We start from the raw sequence: 17292 nt of genomic DNA on the forward strand, positions 1-17292 counted from the left end.
CCCTACGGGCAGGCCCTGGTACGGGCCACGACGAAGACACGACGGAACGGGAAGTACACCTGACCGTCCTGGACCGGGTACGCCTCGGCGAGCCGGTCGGCCAGCACGGCACGGAAGGCGGCCCAGCGGCCGTCGTCCGCACCGAGCGCGGCCCGGACCGGCCGCAGTCCGGTTCCTTCCAGCCAGCTCAGCACCGGATGGTCGGCGGTGGCGGGAGCCGGCAGCAGGTGCACGTAGGTAGTCTCCCAGGCATCGACGGCGCATCCGGCGCCGGTCAGCAGGAGAGCGTACCCCGTGGCGTCGGACACGGGATCATGGCGCAGCACGCCGGACAGGTCGTCGCGCCACGGCCCGTCGGCGGCGACCTGACGGATCGCCCGGTGCGACGGGGCGTCGAAGTTCTGCGGCACCTGCACGGCCAGCCACGCCCCGGCCGGCAGGTCGGCCGCCCAGCGGCGGAGCAGGTCGGTGTGCCCGGGGACCCACTGCAGAACCGCGTTGGTCACCACCACGTCCACCTCGGGTCCGGGCCGCCAGGTCCGGACGTCGCCGAGGGTGAACTCGACGTCCCCGGGCAGGGTGCGGGCCCGGTCGATCATCTCCGGGGACGTGTCGAGACCGGCGATGCGGGCGTCCGGCCAGCGTTCCCGCAGGGCAACGGTGAGGTGGCCGGGGCCGCAGCCGAGGTCCACCACGGCCCGGGGGTGGCGCGCCGGAACGCGGGCCAGCAGGTCGTGGAAGGGCCTGGAACGCTCCTCGGCGTAGCGCAGGTAGGTGTCGGGTTCCCACATCACGAACCCCTCCTTTAAAAACCGTACGTACGTTTTGCATCCACCGTAGTGGCGTATCCGGTCCCGAGCAACGGGGCGACTAGGCTCCCACCGTGGAAGAACGCAGCTTTTCCCGGCTCGGTCGGGCCGTCGGGTACGACGACCTGGTCCGGCCGCAGGTGCACGACCGGTGGTGACCCGGGGCGGGACGGACCCGCAGAGCGGCCCGGTCCGGAGCTGGCTGCCGCTGACCGCCGGCCTGCTGGCCGTGGTGGTCGGCGCGCTCTGGACGGTGCAGGGGCTCGGCTACGTGCCGGGCAGCCTGATGACCGGCGACCGGATCGGGGTGGTGGTCGGGCCGGTGGTGCTCCTGACCGGACTGCTGGTGCTCTGGCGGGCGTTGGCCGCCCGGCGCCGCTGACCCGGCGCCAGGCACCGGCCGGGTGACGGGTACACGACGGCGCCAGGCACCGGCCGGGTGACGGGTATGCGACAGAGCCCCGGACCATCCGGCCCGGGGCTCTGTCGTGCTGCTTGTTGTTACGTGGTGCTGTCTGCTCAGATGGGGCGGACCTGCTCAGCCTGCGGGCCCTTCTGGCCCTGAGCGATCTCGAACTCCACCCGCTGGTTCTCCTCCAGCGTGCGGTAGCCGCTGGTCTGGATCGCCGAGAAGTGGACGAACACGTCAGCACCCCCGCCGTCGACGGTGATGAAGCCGAAGCCCTTGTCTGCGTTGAACCACTTCACGGTTCCCTGCGCCATGTGTATCTCCTTCTAAAACTGGCGGCCGAGCACGCCGTGCGGCCGGTTGGCCGTTTTCGAGCAGCGGTGCCTGAGGCTGCCCCCATGGAGGAGACTTCTCAACCCACGCCGTCTCTCAACAGCGTGGAACAGCAAACCACGTACGCAAAAACTTCGCACAGCCTACCCGACGAAATTCTCCGACATGAGACCCGAGAACGCACGGGTTCATCCCGCCTCAGATCATGAACCGGCCCGTTCTCCGTACCCGTGGCTGTGCGGACGGCTAATGGTGCGGACCCCCGCCACCCGGTATAAGCCGCGCACGCCAGACCCCTCCGCCACCGGTGACGGAGGGGTCCGGTGAAGCTGTCGACGGGCGTCGGCCGGGAACCGCTCAACGGGGCCAGCGGCCGGTCAACCGGCGGACGCCGACCGCCCCGCCCCGGTCCACAGCAGCCCGGACCACCGCGAAGATCGCGCCCTGTAGCGCCGCCGCGGCAAGGATCTCGCCCCAGCCACGGTCCTCGTCGGTCGCGCTCGGCGCCTCGCCGTCACCGGCGGTCACCTTCCAGACCTGCCGGAACACCGTGCCGGCCACCGCACCGGCGGCCAGCCCCAGCAGCACGCCGACCGGCTTGTACGCCGCGTGGCTGACTCCCCTGCTCACCTGCTCCGCCTCCCTCGCACCACCAGCACCACCACGACCGCCACCGCACCGGCCACCAGCACCGCGAACGGCAGCGGACCACGGCGGACCGTGGTACCCGAGCGGGGTCCGGAGGCACGTACCGCCGCAGCCTGCCCGCGCAGTCGTACCGCCTGTTCCCGGACCCGCTCCCGGGTCTGCGCGGCCTGCTCCCGCATGCGCCCCTTCGCCTGGTCGGCCGAGTCCTTCAGCCGGGCCCTGACGTCCGCCTTGGCGGCCAGTGCCTCGACCGTCTCACCGAGTTCCATCCGGGTACGCCGGATCTCCGCCCGCAACGCCTCCGGGTCACCGCCGCCGTGGCCGTTGCCGGTCATGACCGCCCCCGGTCCCGGACCGCAGCGGTCACGGTGTCCACGTCCGCCCGGACGCTGCGTACCGTCTCCTTGGGCATCGGCGGGACCGCCTGGCTGACCTGCTTCTTGCCGGCGAGGGCGAGCACCCCGGCGACCGCGAAGAGCGCCACCGCGACGATCAACGCGGCCACCCACGCCGGCATCACCGACGCCAGCAGCAGCACGACCGCCGCGATCAGCACGCCGAGCCCGTAGAGGGCGAGGGCACCACCACCGCCGAAGAGACCGACCCCCTTGCCGGCGTGCCGACCCTTCTCGGTCAGCTCCGCCCGGGCCAGGGCCAGCTCGTCCCGGATGAGTCGCGTGACCTGCTCGGTGGCGCGCTGCACCAGCTCGGCGGTCGACGCCTCACCACCGGGCCGGGACGTGCCGCGACTCGCTACGTCAGCCATGCTGTCCTCCTTTCTTCACCACCGCGCTGTATGCCCGGAGTCGTCACCGGCCAATCCTGTGCGGAGGGATCAGTCCGTCGGACCGCGCCGCGTCGCGCGCCGGAGGCGGTCGGCCGCCACCGGCGTCGGAGTTAGGAAGGGCCCCTTCCTCTACAGAATGCGATAAGAAGGGGCCCTTCCTTACCGGTTCAGCGGTTTGCCTCGACGGGCTCGTCCGGTCCGACGAAGGCCCCACCCCGGGCGTCGCCGTCGTGGCTGCCGCCGAAGAGCCGGGCGTCGTCGGGGACGGGGGTGTCGGTGGCGCCGTCGACCGCAGTGGCGGGCCCGTCGGCACGGCCGGTCTCGGAACGGCCCCGGTTCGGGCGACGAGCCGGGGCAGTCTGCCAGACCAGTGCGGCGGAGGCGTCGCCCACCTCGGTCCGCAGCCGCGGCAGTGCGGTCGGCCGCTGGTCGCGCAGCCAACCCACCAGGTGCTCGCGGACCAGGCAGCGCAGGTCCCACAGGCGCGGCGCGTCCGCGGCGCTCACCAGCGCGCGTACCCGGACCATGCCCCCCACCGCGTCGGTCACCTGGAGCACGCAGACCCGGCCGTCCCAGAGGTCGGTCCCTTCGACCAGCCGGCGCAGTTCCTCCCGCATGGACTGCACCGGTACCGCCCAGTCCACGTCGAACTCGGCGGTACCGAGCACGGCGGCCTGGGTACGGGTCCAGTTCTGGAAGGGCTTGCTGGTGAAGTAGGAGGTGGGGAGGATCAGCCGCCGGTCGTCCCAGATCTGCACCACCACGTAACTGAGGGTCAGCTCCTCGATCCGGCCCCACTCCCCCTCGACGACCACCACGTCGTCGAGGCGTACCGCGTCGCTGAAGGCGAGCTGGAGGCCGGCGAAGACGTTGCCGAGCAGGCTCTGCGCGGCGAGCGCGGCGACCACACCGATCACCCCGGCCGAGGCGAGCACGCTCGCCCCGACGCCCCGGACCGCCGGGAAGGTCATCAGCATCACGCCCCCGGCGAGGATCACGATGACCGCGATGGTCACCCGCCGCACCATCACCACCTGGGTACGGATGCGTCGGGCGTGCCGATTGTCCGGTACGTCCGTCCGGAACCGGGCCAGCGCGGTGTCCTCGGTCACCACCAGCAGGGACGCGACGAACCAGGCGGTCGCCGCGATCACCGCGAGCACGAGCCCGTGCAGCAGCACCCGGCGCCACGGCTCGCCCACCGCGTACCCGGTGCTGAACCGGACGGCGAACTGCACGGCGAGCACGGTGGCGGCGACCCGGAACGGCCGGTGCGAGTGCTCGGAGAGCTCGGTCAGGAGCAGGGAGTGCCGGCCGAGGCGGCGGATGACCCGGTGGGCCACCTCCACCACGACAAGCGCGATCGCCGCGGCGGCGAGCGTCGCGGCGATCGTGCCGAGATAGGTCTGCACCAGTGCGTCCCCCTTCGCAGGCGGCCGGGACATCCCCGGCCGGTCCCCACCGGTGTGCGGTGGAGACCGGCCGGGGCAAAGGCCCTATGGTGCCCGGTGTCGCCCGATCCGGCCAGTCAGACCTTGCGGTAGCGGGACTGGACGAAGCAGAACGCGCCGTAGGCGGCGATGCCGAGCGCCATCAGGGTGAGCAGCAGCGTGCCGTACGACTGGTCACGCAGGGTACGCAGTGCGGCATCCAGCCCTCGGGCCTGGTCCGGGTCGTAGTTGACCGCGGCCATGATGATCAGCAGGCCGGCGATGGTGTACGCGGCTCCCTTGGCCACGTAGCCGGCGATGCCCAGCCGCCGGCTGAGCTGGCGGGTCCGCGGGCTCATCTCACCGGTCTTCAGGTGCTTCTCGAAGCGCTTGACCAGGCCGTAGATGACCAGACCCACCCCGATCGCGGCGAGCACCAGACCGGCCAGGCCGACCAGCCACCGGCCGCCGGCCGACTCCATCAGCCTGCCGGTGAGTGCCTCCTGCTTGTCCGCGGTGGACGAGCCGGCGGTGGAGAAGACCTTCCAGGCGGTCCAGGCGAAGTAGAGGTAGACGACGGCCCGGCCGACGGAGGCGATCCGCTCGACGACCCGTTCACCGCCGCTGTCCGCGCGGTGCCCGACGGCCGCTTCGAGGGCCTGCCAGATGGCCATGGCGAGCAGGCCGACCGCGATCGCGACGACGAGGAACTTCCCCATCGGCTGGGCCGCGAGGGCCTGCAGGGCGCCGGACTGGTCCCCGTCCTCGGCGGAGCGGCCGAAGGCGATCTGGAGGGCGAGCCAGGCGAAAAGAAGGTGGACGATTCCGTATCCGATGAGCCCGGCCCGGGCGAGCAGCTCCAGGGATCTGCTGTGGGCGGTGCGGGAGGCGGTGGCTTCGGCGTTTCTGGTGAGCGACATGGCGCCACAATCACCGGTTGCGAAGATTTCCAAACGTGGGCCACCGCCCACCCGCCCGGCTCAGCCGTTCTGGTTACGCGAGATACGCACCTTGACCTGGGTGTCGGTGGCGCTGTCCAGGGTCACGAAGAGGCCGCCCACCTCGGTCGCCTGCTGACCGGTGGTGAGGGTGACCTGCTCACCGGCGACCTCGATGGTCACCTGGTCGCCCTGGGCGCTGACCAGCTTGGCGTCCACGCCGAGGATCGAGGCCTTCGCCTCGACCCCCCGGTCGAAGGTGACGGTGCAGGCGTCCAGGCCGCAGTCGGTGGAGGCGCCCTCGGAACTGCAACCGGCGAGCACGGCGGCGCCGAGGGCCAGGCCAGCCAGGAGTCCGGCGGCACGACGGGCGGGGGTCAAGGAGGGGATGCGTCGGTTCGTCACCCCACCAAGGGTACGAGAGCCGCGCCCGGCCTCCCCGCCACCGGGTGGCGGGCGCACCGGCACGGACCCGGCGGGGGCGGGCGTTAGGGTGGCCGGCATGTCGCTGGACATCGCCCGGATCCGGGCCGCCTACCCCGCCCTCGCCGAGGGCTTCACCCACTTCGACGGCGCGGGCGGAACCCAGACCGCCGCCACCGTGGCCGAGGCGGTTACCGCCGCCATGACCACGCCGATCGCCAACCGGACCGAGGCGAACGAGCCGGGCCGGCGGTCCCTGCACCTGCTCGCCGAGGCCCGGGCGGCGGTCGCCGACCTGGTCGGTGGCGACCCGGACGGGGTGGTTCTGGGGCCGAGCGCCACCGCCCTGACCTACCAACTGGCGGGCGTGCTGGGCGCGGCGTGGCGCCCCGGTGACGAGGTGGTGGTCTCCCGGCTGGACCACGACGCGAACGTCCGGCCGTGGGTGCAGGCCGCCCAGGCGGCCGGGGCGACGGTGCGCTGGGCGGAGTTCGACCGGGTGACCGGTGAGCTGCCCGTCGACCAGTACGCCGAACTGCTCGGCGAGCGGACCCGACTGGTGGCGGTGACCGGGGCGAGCAACGCGATCGGCACCGTCCCGGATGTCGCGGCGATCGCCCGGGCCGCACACGCCGCCGGAGCCCTGGTCTGCGTGGACGGGGTACACGCCGTCCCGCACCTGCCGACCGACATGGCGGCGCTGGGCGCCGACTTCCTGGTCACCAGCGCCTACAAATGGTCCGGCCCGCACCTGGCCGCGATGGTCGCCGACCCGGCCCGCTGGGAACCGCTGCGGCCGGCAAAGCTGATGCCCGCCCCGGACACCGTGCCGCAGCGCTTCGAGGCGGGTACGCCGAGCTTCCCGATGCTCGCCGGGATCCGGGCGGCGGTGGACCATCTCGCCGGGCTGGCCGGGGACGGCACCGGCAGCCGCCGGAGCCGGTTGCTGCACAGTCTCGCCGCCGCGCAGGCGTACGGGGCGGAGCTGCTGGACCGGCTGCTGACCGGGCTCACCGCCCGGCCGCAGGTGACCGTCTTCGGCGCACCGCAGCGGCGCTGCCCGACGGTGTCGTTCCGGGTCGACGGTTGGCACCCGGCCGACGTCGCCACGGCGCTGGGCGAGCGGGGGATCTGCGTCTCCTCGGGTGACTACTACGCCTACGAGTACTTCGCCACCATGGGTCTGCGGGAGACCGGCGGCGGGGTCCGGGCCAGCATCTACCACTACAACACCGCCGAAGAGGTGGACGCCCTGCTCGACGCGGTGGACCGGCTCATCGACGCCGGCACCGGGGTTGTCCCCCGGAGCCCGCGTTGACCCGCCACAATGACGGGGTGAACACCCTCGTCGAGGACAATCCGGCGCGCCGTCGGTTCGAGATCCTGGTCGACGACAGCCTGGCCGGCTTCGCGGCCTACCAGCTGCGCGGCGAAACCATCATCTTCACCCACACCGAGGTCAGCCCCGGATTCCGGGACATGGGGATCGGCGGGACGCTGGCCCGGGGTGCGCTGGACCAGGTCCAGGCCCGGGGCGGCCGGGTGATCGCCCGCTGCCCGTTCATCGCCGCGTTCATCGCCCGGCACCCCGAGTACGCCGATCTGACCACCGGCTGAGGCCGGCGCCGGTCGACCGGCGCCGGCCAGCACCGGCCCGTCAGCGGGCGCCGGTGAGCACCTCGACGGCGGCCCGGGCACCGACCCGGCTGGCACCGTAGGTGGCCAGGTGCACCTGACCGGTCACCGTCGCCGGTACGCCCAGCTCCACCACGACCGCGTCGGGCCGGTCGGCCAGGGCGGCGTCGACCGCCGCGCGCATCCAGGCGTGCCGGTGCAGGTCCCGCACCACCAGGATGAGGGGCCGGCCGGCGGCGGGACCGCACAGGTCGGTGGCGGGCGCGTCCGGTCCGACCCGGACCGTCGTGGTACCCGGGAGCAGGTCGGCCAGCGGGGCGGCGACCCCCCACGGGGTCTCCGGACCGATCGCGATGTTGCGGGCCGGCTCGAACTCCACCACGTGCACCGGGCCGGTCAGTGGCAGCGGCGCGTCCGGTCCGGGGGCGACGGTGAGGCGTACCGCCCGGCGGGCGGCGGCCAGCCCCACCGGGGAGCCGTCCGGGCCCGCTGCCGCAGTGGACCGGTCGGCCCGGGCCGCCACCGTCCAGGCAGCCAGTTGGCTGACCCGTTTCGCGGCCTCGACCAGCCGTTCCTCGGCCAGTTCCCCGTTGATGACGGCGGCGACGATGGCGTCGCGCAGCAGGGTGGCGGTCGCCTCGTCGGCGTACCCGCCACCGACGCAGATGGCGTCGGCGCCGGCGGCGAGGGCCCGCACCGCGGCGCCCCCGAGGCCGTACCGGTCGGCGACGGCGCGCATCTCGATGCCGTCGGTGATCACCGCGCCCGGGAAGCCCATCTCCGTGCGGAGCAGCCCGGTCAGGATGCGTCGGCTCAGGGTGGCCGGCAGGTCCGGGTCCAGCGCCGGGACGAGCAGGTGGCCGCTCATCACGGCCTGCACCCCGGCGTCGATGGCGGCCCGGAACGGGGGCAGTTCGCAGGCGTCGAGGGCGGCCCGGCTGGCGCCGATCCGTGGCACGTCCAGGTGCGAGTCGACGTGGGTGTCCCCGTGACCGGGGAAGTGCTTGGCGCACGCGGCCACCCCGCCGCGTTGCAGACCGCGTACCCAGGCGGCGGTGTGCCGGGCGACCAGTTGCGGATCGGCCCCGAAGGCGCGCACCCCGATGACCGGGTTGGCCGGGTTGGAGTTCACGTCGGCGTCGGGGGCGTAGTTGAGCGTGATGCCGGCGGCGGCCAGCTCGCGTCCGAGGTCGTGGGCCACCTCCTCGGTCAGCGCCGGATCGTCGATGGCGCCGAGGGCGAGGTTGCCGGGGCGGGAGCTGCCGCGCACCGATTCCAGCCGGGTCACGTCGCCGGCCTCCTCGTCGATCGCGACGAGCACGTCGGGACGCTCGGCGCGGAGCATCGCGGTGAGCCGGGTGACCTGGTCGTGGCCGGTGACGTTGCGGGCGAAGAGGACCACCGAGGTCAGGCCCTCACCGAGCCAGCGGCAGACCCAGGGCGGCGGTGTGGTGCCGACGAACCCGGGTTGCAGAACGGCCGCCGCCAGGCTGGGCAGGTTACCCGTCGAAGTGCTCATCCAGCCGAACCCCCAGATCACCAGTGCTGCCCGCCGCGTTCCGGTGGCGGCGGGTGCTGCCATGGTCACATCCGTCCGATAAATAGTCAACAAACCTTCCTATTCATCGGACGCGCCCCGGCGCCCGGGTCCGTGGCACAGTGCGGGGATGCCTGAACTCCCCCTCGCCGCCGAGGAGATCAGCTGGTACGACGTACCCGGCGTACGTCTGCTCGGGATGGTCGTCGGCGGGCTGCTCCTGCTCGCCGCGATCCGCTCGATGTTCGGCCGGGGTGGCCGCTGACCGGCCCTCAGTCGTCGGTCGGCATCGGCGCCGGCTGGGCACTGCGCATCCGCTCCGGCGTCCAGTAGGACTCGTCGGGTACCGGTAGCCGGCTGCTGGTCGTACCCGGATCGGCGGTGCTGTGCACGGCCGGCGCCGGGGCCTCCGCCGGCCCGGACCGGCGGACCGCCAGCACCCCGACGGCCAGCACCACCAGGACCACCGCGCCGCCCGCTGCCAGCATCACCAGCCACGGTCGTGTCATCTGCGCACTCTCCTCTCACACCGGGTCACCCAACGGACCCGCCCCCAATAGGACGCGGAACGGCCCCGCCCGGATCCGCAGATCCCGGTCGGGGCCGCCGCGCCACCCGGTCGGGTGACTCAGGTGCGGTTCGCCACCGAGTTGTAGGCGTCCATCACCGCGGTGTCGAAGTAGGAACTCTTGTTCGTACCGTCACTGCTGAGCGTGCTCATGATGCCGTTGACGTAACCGTAGGCATCGTTGTAGAGGCGCAGCCAGACCGAGCCGCTGGAACCCCCGGTGAAGCCACAGCGCAGCGCGATCTTGTTCTCCTGGAAGGGCCAGATGCCGGGGCGGAACGTGGTGCCCTGGCAGTACTGCTGCCAACCGCCGTCGTACGGCGGCGCGGCCGGGTAGGCGAGAATCGTCACGAACTGCTCGTAGCTGTAGTTGACCGAGAGTCCGTTGCCACCGAGCACGTCGACCGGCCGCTGACCCGAGGCATTCGGCCACATGGTGATCCAGGCGACGTCCCGATCGAGGTTGCTGTCGTTGATCCAGGCAGTGAAGGTGGTCAGATACTTGGCCGACCACCGGCCATACGGCTCACTGCCGTAGTTGTAGAGCGGGACGAAAATCCAATTCTGCATCCACTGGCCACCCCGGCCACCGTGCACGCAGTGCCCGGCGCTCATCACCAGCAGCTTGGATCCGCTGTTGACGGTACCCGCGGAACAGACGTAGTTCTTCCCGTCGGCCGGGTTGTAGAAGAAGACCTTGCCCACCGTCGCGGAGGCGGCGACCGCCGTCGTCGGCCCACCGGCGGTCGCGCCGGCCAGCCCCGCCGAGACGGGTACGGTCGGCGCGGCCGGCGCCACGGACTGCGCCGCCCCGGTCGGCCGGGCAGCCCGGTCCGACTTCGCCTTCGCACCCTTGACCAGCAGGTCAGCCGAGAGGGCGGTGCGCATCCGCTCGGCGGTCCAGTAGCTGCTCGCCTGCTCGGCGACGCCGAGACCGCTACGGGCGCCGGTCGAGGTGGTGGCCGGGACAGTGCTGACCTGGGCCCCGTCGGCGGCGTCGGCGACCGGGGCCGCCTGGGCGGAACCGGCGCCGACCAGCGCCATTCCCGCAGCCAGGGCAGCGGACGCGAGCACCGTGGCCACGCGTCGGATGTCCGGAACGTACATTCTTTCCCCTCCCCTAGAGGATATTGGTGCTTATCGAAGCGCTCCCAAAGCATCCTCGACAAATCAGGGAATTGGAAGGACCGTCTTCAGTCGGAAATTTGCCTGTCGGATTCCGCTATTCGCCCATTCACCGAACCGTTACTTAATTACCGAAAATAGAATTCCGGGCACGACAGGCATAACCCGCCACCGCCGGGGTACGGGTGCAGTTATCACTGCGGTGCGCACCGGCACCCGCACGGCGCGAGGGGGAGACATGCGGATCGGGTACTTCCTGTCGAGCGAGGAGCACGCTCCGGCGCAACTGCTGGAGCAGGCACGCGCTGCCGAACGGGCCGGCTTCGAGGCACTGTGGATCTCCGACCACTACCACCCGTGGGTGGACGCACAGGGCCAGAGTGCCTTCGTCTGGTCGATGATCGGCGCTCTCAGCCAGGTCTGCCGGCTGCCGGTCACCACCGCGGTGACCTGCCCCACCGTCCGGATCCACCCGGCGGTCATCGCGCAGGCCGCCGCGACCAGCGCCGTACTGCACGGCGGCCGGTTCGTGCTCGGCGTCGGCTCCGGCGAGGCGCTCAACGAGCACATCTTCGGCGATGCCTGGCCGAACACCGACGTCCGGCTGGAGATGCTGGAGGAGTCCGTCGAGGTGATGCGGAAGCTCTGGGCCGGTGGGTTCGTCAACCACCGCGGGCGGCACTACACCGTCGAACAGGCTCGGATCTACACCCGGCCCGACACACCACCGCCGGTCTACGTCTCCGGTTTCGGGCCGAAGGCGGTCGACGTGGCCGCGCGAATCGGTGACGGGTACGTCTGCACCCGACCGGACGCCGAACTGGTCCAGCGGTTCCGGTCCAACGGCGGCGGCGACAAGCCCTGCCAGGCCGGGTTCAAGGCCGCCTTCGCCACCAGTGAGGACGAGGGCGCCCAACTCGCGTACGAGAAGTGGCCCAACGCCGGGGTGCCCGGTGAACTGTCCCAGGTGCTGCCCTCCCCACGCCACTTCGAGCAGGCCGCCCAACTGGTACAACCGGAGATGATGAAAAAGTCCTTCGTCTGCGGAAATGACGCCGACGCCCACCTGGAAATGATCGACAAATATGCCAAGGCCGGGTTCGACGAGATCTATGTGGCCAATACCGGCCCGCATTTCCAGGGACTGTTCGACCTCTACCAGCGCGAGGTACTCCCCCGGCTACGCTGACCCCGGCGCACCTCAGGCCCCCGGCTGCCGACCGGCGCGGAACGGGGACAGGCAATCTTGGTGGCGAAGGGCCCCTGGAGGGGCCGGTTCCCACCAAGATCTATCGGGCAGGCGGGCGCGCTGTCCGGATCGCTCTGCTCCCGGACCCGTCCCACCCGGCGGAGCAGTGGGGTGGTGGTGCGGCAGGTCAGTTCCGGGTGACCCCGAGGGTCCGGAGCAGGTCCCGGTAGCCCGCTTCCGTGCCGATCCCGGCCCGGGCAGCCGGCTGGTCGACGTGGTACCTGACCACATCGGCCAGGAACCAGGGGTGGACCGCCAGCCTCTGGACGCTGACCCAGACGTTCCCGGGGCGGCCCCACCGCAGACCACGCCGGGTGACCAACTCCGGGCGCGCGACCGTCAGCACCAGTTGGTACGGGGTGGACGGGCGCCGCGGCCGGCCGACCGTCAGTGCCTCCCACGGGATGATCCGAGTGTGGAAAATCTCGACCACGGTCAGCACTTCGGGGGTGAGGACCACCCGGGGACGCCCCCGTAGCACCAGGACCACCAGCAGCCCGACGACGACGCCGAGCAGCAGCGCGGGAAGCTGGTCCAGGATGCCGAATCCCAGGTCCACAAGGCGGAGGCGGCCCGAAAGGCTGTCGGGCCATGCCCCGATCCGATCCGCCAACTGGTTGACGGCACTGCCGGCCCAGGCCGACGCGAACAGCACCTGACCGACGACCAAATAGCCGTGCCCCGGAGAGGCTGGTATCCGGTAGCAGCCATCGGCCACCACCAGAGCCACCGGTCCACGCCACAAAAGACGCCGCGCAGCCACCAATGCCACCACCGGCAGGCCAAAGAAGCTGAGCGGCACCGCGATGAGGGCGGGATACTCCCGACCGACCGGGCGGTCCACCAGGGCCATGACCACCAGCCAGCCGAGGCCCACGGCCACTGCGACGAGGACGAGCCAGCGGGAGGGGTGGGCCGGAGTCACGGGCCGGGTCGGGGGCGGTGACTCGGGCAGGGTCATGCCGGCATGCTCCCCCACGGGGTCAACCAGGCCGACCGCTGCTCCCCGGATCGCCGCAGTACGGGCACTGCGGGTCGCGGCCTTCCGAGGGCCAGAGGCAGACGACCGCCGCGCCGGTCTCCGCCGCCAAGCGGAGCGCCAGTTCCTGTCCGGCAGTCCGCCAGCGCTGCCAGTCCTCGGCGGTCGCCGGCTCGGCGCCGTCGTCCGGGCCACGCCATGCAGCCTCGTGGTGCCGGTCCTGCCAGTCCGCCCAGGTCTGGAGGTCTGCGGCCAACCCGACGGAGAGGCCGAGTGCCGCCGGCCCGATGGAACCACACACCTCGCGCGACGGTCTGCCGCGCTGGCCGGGAAGCGTGAACCAGGTCCACACCGGAAAGGCGCCGTAGTCGACGTCGAGGTCCAGCCGGCGCACCCCGGCGGGGCGACCGTAGGGACAGGCGCGGGAGTGCCGGCGGAACTCGTCCATGGACCTCCTGTCAGGTACGGGGGCGCACCTCCGGCCCGGCGCCCCGGACCGGCCGCCCACCGATGGGCCCGGGGACCGGAATCTTACTGCGAACCCGGAATTCCATTTCGACGCGCCTTCCGAGCATTTTCTTGCCTTCATATGTCCGGCTATCTAGCATCAATTCTGCCTTTCCGGCTGCCGCACGTGCACCGGCAGACCGGCCATGAATTCCGATGTTGCAGCAATTAACGTGGAGGTGTTGCATGTCGCATGAAACATCGACTTCGAGTGTTCCCCGTCGCCAACTTGGTCGGCTCCTAGCCCAACTCCGCGAGGAGGCTCTGATCAGCATGGACGCTGCCGCTGCGGAGTTGGACTGCTCCCGGCAGAAGGTCTGGCGCATCGAAAAGGGGCTCACCTCGGTCCGGCTGCCGGACCTGCGGGCCATGTGCGATCTGTACCGGGTCCCGGACGAGTTGCGTTCGGTGGTCACCGGCCTCGCCCTGGAGACGAAGAACAAGGGCTGGTGGCACACCTACGGCGACTGCGTACCCGAATGGTTTTCGCTCTATGCGAACCTGGAATCGTCGGCGACCACCATCCGGCGGTTCGACCCGCAGTTGATTCCCGGCCTGTTGCAGAGTGCGCACTACATCACCGCGCACTACCGGCGGAACCGGCCGGACCTCGGCATCGCCGAACGCGAGCGGGCGGTGGCCGCCCGGTCCGAACGACAGCGACTGCTCACCCGCCGGCTGCCGGCCGCACCGACGCTGCGGGTGGTGCTCGGTGAGGAGGCGCTGCGCCGCCCGGTGCTCGACCCGGCCGGGATGGTGACCCAGCTCCGCCACCTGCTCACCCTGGCCCGGCAACTGCCGCACCTGCGGCTGCGGGTGCTGCCCCGGGCCGCCTGGCCGCCGCTGGTGACCGAGGCCGGCACCTTCGTCATCCTCGACTTCCAACCCACCCGGGGCCGGAACTGGGTCGAGCCGAGCACGGTCTACGTCGAAGGACTCACCGGCGCGCTCTATCTCGACCGGCAGACAGAGGTCGCCGCCTACGAACGGGTCTGGGCCGGACTGGAAGCGGCGGCACTGGATCAGGAAGAATCGATGCAACTGATCGAGTCAATCATGGAGGAACACCGTGACCACTGAGACCAGCGCCACCTGGCGCACGAGCAGCCGCAGCGGCGCCACCGGAGGGGACTGCGTCGAGGTCGCCGACAACCTCGGGAACGGGCTGGTGGGCGTACGCGACAGCAAGGACAGCTCCGGGCCGGTGCTGGCCTTCGACGTGCGGACCTGGACCACCTTCCTCGCCGGGATCCGGGCCGACCGTTTCGGCGGGTGACCGTCGGGCCGACCGGCCCGGACGGGACGGCGATGGCACGCAGGGCTGCGGTTTCGGGCGGAATCCGCCCGGGTACCTGCGCGTGCGATGACATCGCCACTGAACGCCACCCGGCTGCGACGCGCGGCGCGCAACCTCTTCGGTTGGCACTCCCTCCGTCCCCACCAGCTCGCCGCGATGCGGGCGGTGATGAAGCGCCGGGACGCCCTGGTGGTGCTGCCCACCGGCGCCGGCAAGTCGGCGATCTACCAGATCCCGGCCAGCCTGATCCCCGGGCCGACGGTGGTGATCTCGCCACTGCTCGCCCTGCAACAGGACCAGATCGCCGCGCTCAACGAGCGCCGACGCCCGGAGCTACGGGCGGTCCGGATCAGCTCGAACGAGACCTCCGCCCAGCAGGCGGAGGCGGTCGCGGAACTGCGGGACGGGCGGGCCGAGTTCCTGTTCATCACCCCGGAGCAGCTCAGCAACCCGGACCGGATGGCCGAGATCCGGGATCTGCGACCGGCCCTCGTGGCGGTCGACGAGGCGCACTGCATCTCCGCCTGGGGGCACGACTTCCGCCCGGACTACCTGGCGCTCGGTCACCTGATCGCCGGGATCGGCCGACCGCCGGTGGTGGCACTGACCGCCACCGCCTCCCCACCGGTACGCGACGACATCATCGCCCGGCTGCGGCTGACCGACCCGGAGATCGTGGTCTCCGGCCTGGACCGGCCGAACATCTTCGTCGAGGTGGCGCACTGCCCGACCGAGGACTACCGCTGGCGGCGGCTGGTGGCGCTGCTGCGGGAGGACGAACGTCCCGGGATCATCTACGTGCCCACCCGACGCTCGGCGGAGGACCTGGCCACCCGGCTCACCGACGCCGGCTTCCCGGCGCAGTACTACCACGGTGGGATGGCGGCCGGTGCCCGGGAGGGGCTGCACGAGGCGTTCCTCGCCGACCAGGTACCGATCATGGTGGCGACCTCGGCGTTCGGCATGGGTATCGACAAGCCGAACATCGCCTGGGTGGTGCACATGGCGCTGCCCGACTCCCCGGACAGCTACTTCCAGGAGATCGGCCGGGCCGGCCGCAACGACGAACCGGCCCGGGTACTGCTGCTCTGGCGGGCGGAGGACGTCGGGTTGCAGCGCTACTTCAGCGGCGGACTGCCGGACGAGGCCGAGCTGCGCGAGCTGGCCGCCCTGCTGCGGCGTGCCCCGATGACCCGTACCGAGCTGCGGGAACACACCGGGTTGGGGGCCCGCAAGCTCGGCAACCTGCTCGCCCTGCTGGAGCAGGTGGGCGCCGCCGCCCCGCAGGCCGGCCAGCGGATGGGCGCACCCCGGTACGCCCCGGAGCCGGCCGAGGCGGCGCGGGCGGCGCTCGCCGAGGCGGAACGGCAGCAGGCCGTGCAGCGCTCGCGTACCGACATGATGCGGGCGTTCGCCGAGACCCGGTCGTGCCGCAGCCAGACGTTGCTGGCCTACTTCGGCGAGCAGATGACCACGGTCTGCGCGCACTGTGACAACTGCCATGCCGGTACCAGCGTCGCCGACGACGGCGCGAGCGGGCCGTTCCCGGTACACAGCCAGGTACGCCACGCCGAGTGGGGCACCGGGCTGGTACTCAGCTACGAGGCGGACCGGATGACGGTTCTCTTCGATGACGTGGGGTACAAGACGCTGTCCGTACCGGTGGTCAGCGAGCAGGGACTGCTGGTCGCGGGCTGACCGGTCCGGCCGGACCATCCGGCCCGGCGCCGGGTCGGATGGTCCGGAGGCGGGTCGGATGGTCCGGAGGCGGGCGGTCCTGGCATACCCTCTGTGCCGGCCCGTGGTGCCGGCGGGCACAGCTTCCGGTGGTCCGGAGATGCGAGAAGATGGGCAAGCGAATGGAAGGGGCACTGCCGTGATCGAGCAGCCGACGTACGCCAGATTCGGTTTCACCGACGAGGAGTGGGGGTTGCTGGTCGGCCTGCCCCAGTCCGTGCTGACCGCAGCGAGCGCGGCCGAGTCCGACGGCACCCGCCGGACGATGGCGGAGAGCGCCGCCGGGCTGGACACCATCTCGGCGGGCCGCGAGTCGGGCAGCCCGCTGGTCGCCGCCGTCGCCGCCGAGATGGTGTCCCGGGTGGGCGACCCGGAGGCTGGTGAGGAACTACCGGTCATCGCACCGTCCGACCCGCAGGCCCTGATCGACGACGTGCTGGGCCGGGCCCAGGCCGCCACGCTGCTGCTGGCCGACCGGGTCGACGAGGGTGCGGCCGGGGCGTACCGGCACTGGCTCGTGGAGATCGCCGAGAACGTGGTGACGGCGGCCTCGACCGGCGGCATCCTGGGCATCGGTGGCGACGTGGTCAGCGACTCGGAGCGACGGTTCCGGGACCGGCTGTCCCAGGTGCTCAACGACTGAGGTTCCGCACCGGATCCGATCAGCAGTCACGATCAGTAGTCACGATCCGCGCAACGTCCCGGGCGTTGCCGCCCCGACCGGTGTCGGGACGGCGACACCGGGATGGTGCGCGGATTTTCGCAGGTACCTTCGGTCTCCGGTCGGCATGTATCGGTACCGTGACGGACCAATCACAATGGACCGGAGCAGCACGGGCGTACCGGGTAGACACCCAGGATCGGGTACCGATCGGATGCCG

Annotated in this window: 22 protein-coding genes; 9 read left to right on the plus strand and 13 right to left on the minus strand. The window is 71.6% G+C overall.

The window, feature by feature from the left end:
* Nucleotides 1–2: 2 nt before the first annotated feature.
* Entirely contained in the window at nucleotides 3–791 is a 789-nt protein-coding gene (locus tag V6U90_RS23535) for a trans-aconitate 2-methyltransferase (RefSeq protein ID WP_334440726.1), read from the minus strand.
* Nucleotides 792–960: 169 nt separating this feature from the next.
* Here V6U90_RS23535 and V6U90_RS23540 point away from each other — a divergent pair, with 169 nt between their 5' ends.
* Complete coding sequence (locus V6U90_RS23540; RefSeq protein WP_334440558.1) at nucleotides 961–1191, plus strand: hypothetical protein; 231 nt, start codon at nucleotides 961–963, stop codon at nucleotides 1189–1191.
* Nucleotides 1192–1328: 137 nt separating this feature from the next.
* On the opposite strand, the gene V6U90_RS23545 is transcribed toward V6U90_RS23540, so the two are convergent.
* The 7 genes from V6U90_RS23545 to V6U90_RS23575 all read right to left on the minus strand — a co-directional run bounded on the left by V6U90_RS23545 (nucleotide 1329) and on the right by V6U90_RS23575 (nucleotide 5759).
* On the minus strand, nucleotides 1329–1532 hold the full coding sequence (locus V6U90_RS23545) for a cold-shock protein (protein ID WP_007075740.1): 204 nt from the start codon (nucleotides 1530–1532) through the stop codon (nucleotides 1329–1331).
* Between the two features lie 376 nt (nucleotides 1533–1908).
* Entirely contained in the window at nucleotides 1909–2181 is a 273-nt protein-coding gene (locus V6U90_RS23550; protein ID WP_334440632.1) for a DUF4235 domain-containing protein, read from the minus strand.
* Nucleotides 2178–2534: a DUF3618 domain-containing protein gene (locus tag V6U90_RS23555; protein WP_334440633.1), complete on the minus strand. Its 357-nt coding sequence runs from the start codon at nucleotides 2532–2534 to the stop codon at nucleotides 2178–2180. Before V6U90_RS23555 ends, V6U90_RS23550 begins: the two co-directional genes overlap by 4 nt.
* Nucleotides 2531–2965: a phage holin family protein gene (locus tag V6U90_RS23560; protein ID WP_334440636.1), complete on the minus strand. Its 435-nt coding sequence runs from the start codon at nucleotides 2963–2965 to the stop codon at nucleotides 2531–2533. The genes V6U90_RS23555 and V6U90_RS23560 overlap by 4 nt, the downstream gene beginning before the upstream one ends.
* Before the next feature lie 188 nt (nucleotides 2966–3153).
* Entirely contained in the window at nucleotides 3154–4398 is a 1245-nt protein-coding gene (locus tag V6U90_RS23565; RefSeq protein ID WP_334440729.1) for a mechanosensitive ion channel family protein, read from the minus strand.
* 116 nt (nucleotides 4399–4514) lie between these two features.
* Complete coding sequence (locus tag V6U90_RS23570) at nucleotides 4515–5336, minus strand: DUF1206 domain-containing protein (protein WP_334440639.1); 822 nt, start codon at nucleotides 5334–5336, stop codon at nucleotides 4515–4517.
* Nucleotides 5337–5396: 60 nt separating this feature from the next.
* A complete protein-coding gene (locus V6U90_RS23575) occupies nucleotides 5397–5759 on the minus strand; it encodes a hypothetical protein (protein WP_334440641.1) in 363 nt (120 codons plus the stop codon).
* A 97-nt stretch (nucleotides 5760–5856) separates the two neighbouring features.
* Here V6U90_RS23575 and V6U90_RS23580 point away from each other — a divergent pair, with 97 nt between their 5' ends.
* On the plus strand, nucleotides 5857–7095 hold the full coding sequence (locus V6U90_RS23580) for a cysteine desulfurase-like protein (protein ID WP_334440643.1): 1239 nt from the start codon (nucleotides 5857–5859) through the stop codon (nucleotides 7093–7095).
* A 17-nt stretch (nucleotides 7096–7112) separates the two neighbouring features.
* Nucleotides 7113–7394 carry a GNAT family N-acetyltransferase gene (locus tag V6U90_RS23585; protein WP_334440645.1) on the plus strand — a complete coding sequence of 94 codons (282 nt, stop codon included), beginning with the start codon at nucleotides 7113–7115 and terminating at the stop codon, nucleotides 7392–7394.
* Between the two features lie 40 nt (nucleotides 7395–7434).
* On the opposite strand, the gene V6U90_RS23590 is transcribed toward V6U90_RS23585, so the two are convergent.
* Nucleotides 7435–8931, minus strand: a complete 1497-nt coding sequence (locus tag V6U90_RS23590) for a glycoside hydrolase family 3 protein (protein ID WP_334440648.1) — start codon at nucleotides 8929–8931, stop codon at nucleotides 7435–7437.
* Nucleotides 8932–9079: 148 nt separating this feature from the next.
* On the opposite strand from V6U90_RS23590, the gene V6U90_RS23595 reads away from it, so the two are divergent.
* Nucleotides 9080–9214, plus strand: a complete 135-nt coding sequence (locus V6U90_RS23595; protein ID WP_334440650.1) for a hypothetical protein — start codon at nucleotides 9080–9082, stop codon at nucleotides 9212–9214.
* 7 nt (nucleotides 9215–9221) lie between these two features.
* Here the strand turns inward: V6U90_RS23595 and V6U90_RS23600 are convergent, their stop codons facing one another.
* Complete coding sequence (locus V6U90_RS23600) at nucleotides 9222–9458, minus strand: hypothetical protein (RefSeq protein WP_334440653.1); 237 nt, start codon at nucleotides 9456–9458, stop codon at nucleotides 9222–9224.
* 119 nt (nucleotides 9459–9577) lie between these two features.
* Nucleotides 9578–10624: a trypsin-like serine peptidase gene (locus V6U90_RS23605; RefSeq protein WP_334440656.1), complete on the minus strand. Its 1047-nt coding sequence runs from the start codon at nucleotides 10622–10624 to the stop codon at nucleotides 9578–9580.
* A 256-nt stretch (nucleotides 10625–10880) separates the two neighbouring features.
* Here V6U90_RS23605 and V6U90_RS23610 point away from each other — a divergent pair, with 256 nt between their 5' ends.
* The gene (locus tag V6U90_RS23610; RefSeq protein ID WP_334440658.1) at nucleotides 10881–11831 is read left to right on the plus strand and encodes a TIGR03557 family F420-dependent LLM class oxidoreductase; all 951 of its coding nucleotides are present in this window, start codon (nucleotides 10881–10883) and stop codon (nucleotides 11829–11831) included.
* Nucleotides 11832–12018: 187 nt separating this feature from the next.
* On the opposite strand, the gene V6U90_RS23615 is transcribed toward V6U90_RS23610, so the two are convergent.
* Both V6U90_RS23615 and V6U90_RS23620 read right to left on the minus strand, forming a co-directional pair.
* Nucleotides 12019–12852 carry a hypothetical protein gene (locus V6U90_RS23615; protein ID WP_334440660.1) on the minus strand — a complete coding sequence of 278 codons (834 nt, stop codon included), beginning with the start codon at nucleotides 12850–12852 and terminating at the stop codon, nucleotides 12019–12021.
* A gap of 22 nt (nucleotides 12853–12874) precedes the next feature.
* Nucleotides 12875–13318 carry a hypothetical protein gene (locus V6U90_RS23620; RefSeq protein ID WP_334440663.1) on the minus strand — a complete coding sequence of 148 codons (444 nt, stop codon included), beginning with the start codon at nucleotides 13316–13318 and terminating at the stop codon, nucleotides 12875–12877.
* A 245-nt stretch (nucleotides 13319–13563) separates the two neighbouring features.
* Between V6U90_RS23620 and V6U90_RS23625 the strand changes: the two genes are divergently transcribed.
* The 4 genes from V6U90_RS23625 to V6U90_RS23640 all read left to right on the plus strand — a co-directional run bounded on the left by V6U90_RS23625 (nucleotide 13564) and on the right by V6U90_RS23640 (nucleotide 17054).
* Nucleotides 13564–14457 carry a helix-turn-helix domain-containing protein gene (locus V6U90_RS23625; protein WP_334440665.1) on the plus strand — a complete coding sequence of 298 codons (894 nt, stop codon included), beginning with the start codon at nucleotides 13564–13566 and terminating at the stop codon, nucleotides 14455–14457.
* The gene (locus V6U90_RS23630) at nucleotides 14447–14653 is read left to right on the plus strand and encodes a DUF397 domain-containing protein (protein ID WP_334440668.1); all 207 of its coding nucleotides are present in this window, start codon (nucleotides 14447–14449) and stop codon (nucleotides 14651–14653) included. The genes V6U90_RS23625 and V6U90_RS23630 overlap by 11 nt, the downstream gene beginning before the upstream one ends.
* Before the next feature lie 87 nt (nucleotides 14654–14740).
* Nucleotides 14741–16372: a RecQ family ATP-dependent DNA helicase gene (locus tag V6U90_RS23635; protein WP_334440672.1), complete on the plus strand. Its 1632-nt coding sequence runs from the start codon at nucleotides 14741–14743 to the stop codon at nucleotides 16370–16372.
* Between the two features lie 178 nt (nucleotides 16373–16550).
* Nucleotides 16551–17054, plus strand: a complete 504-nt coding sequence (locus V6U90_RS23640; RefSeq protein ID WP_334440675.1) for a hypothetical protein — start codon at nucleotides 16551–16553, stop codon at nucleotides 17052–17054.
* Nucleotides 17055–17292 lie beyond the last annotated feature (238 nt).

This window comes from Micromonospora sp. CPCC 206060, assembly GCF_036906895.1.
GTDB lineage: Bacteria > Actinomycetota > Actinomycetes > Mycobacteriales > Micromonosporaceae > Micromonospora.

Bases quoted from the DNA above. Each gene is read 5' to 3' on its own strand.
- V6U90_RS23535 (WP_334440726.1), bottom strand. From the start codon at position 791: ATGTGGGAACCCGACACCTACCTGCGCTACGCCGAGGAGCGTTCCAGG.
- V6U90_RS23545 (WP_007075740.1), bottom strand. From the start codon at position 1,532: ATGGCGCAGGGAACCGTGAAGTGGTTCAACGCAGACAAGGGCTTCGGC.
- V6U90_RS23555 (WP_334440633.1), bottom strand. From the start codon at position 2,534: ATGACCGGCAACGGCCACGGCGGCGGTGACCCGGAGGCGTTGCGGGCG.
- V6U90_RS23560 (WP_334440636.1), bottom strand. From the start codon at position 2,965: ATGGCTGACGTAGCGAGTCGCGGCACGTCCCGGCCCGGTGGTGAGGCG.
- V6U90_RS23570 (WP_334440639.1), bottom strand. From the start codon at position 5,336: ATGTCGCTCACCAGAAACGCCGAAGCCACCGCCTCCCGCACCGCCCAC.
- V6U90_RS23580 (WP_334440643.1), top strand. From the start codon at position 5,857: ATGTCGCTGGACATCGCCCGGATCCGGGCCGCCTACCCCGCCCTCGCC.
- V6U90_RS23590 (WP_334440648.1), bottom strand. From the start codon at position 8,931: ATGAGCACTTCGACGGGTAACCTGCCCAGCCTGGCGGCGGCCGTTCTG.
- V6U90_RS23595 (WP_334440650.1), top strand. From the start codon at position 9,080: ATGCCTGAACTCCCCCTCGCCGCCGAGGAGATCAGCTGGTACGACGTA.
- V6U90_RS23600 (WP_334440653.1), bottom strand. From the start codon at position 9,458: ATGACACGACCGTGGCTGGTGATGCTGGCAGCGGGCGGCGCGGTGGTC.
- V6U90_RS23605 (WP_334440656.1), bottom strand. From the start codon at position 10,624: ATGTACGTTCCGGACATCCGACGCGTGGCCACGGTGCTCGCGTCCGCT.
- V6U90_RS23610 (WP_334440658.1), top strand. From the start codon at position 10,881: ATGCGGATCGGGTACTTCCTGTCGAGCGAGGAGCACGCTCCGGCGCAA.
- V6U90_RS23615 (WP_334440660.1), bottom strand. From the start codon at position 12,852: ATGACCCTGCCCGAGTCACCGCCCCCGACCCGGCCCGTGACTCCGGCC.
- V6U90_RS23620 (WP_334440663.1), bottom strand. From the start codon at position 13,318: ATGGACGAGTTCCGCCGGCACTCCCGCGCCTGTCCCTACGGTCGCCCC.
- V6U90_RS23625 (WP_334440665.1), top strand. From the start codon at position 13,564: ATGTCGCATGAAACATCGACTTCGAGTGTTCCCCGTCGCCAACTTGGT.
- V6U90_RS23635 (WP_334440672.1), top strand. From the start codon at position 14,741: ATGACATCGCCACTGAACGCCACCCGGCTGCGACGCGCGGCGCGCAAC.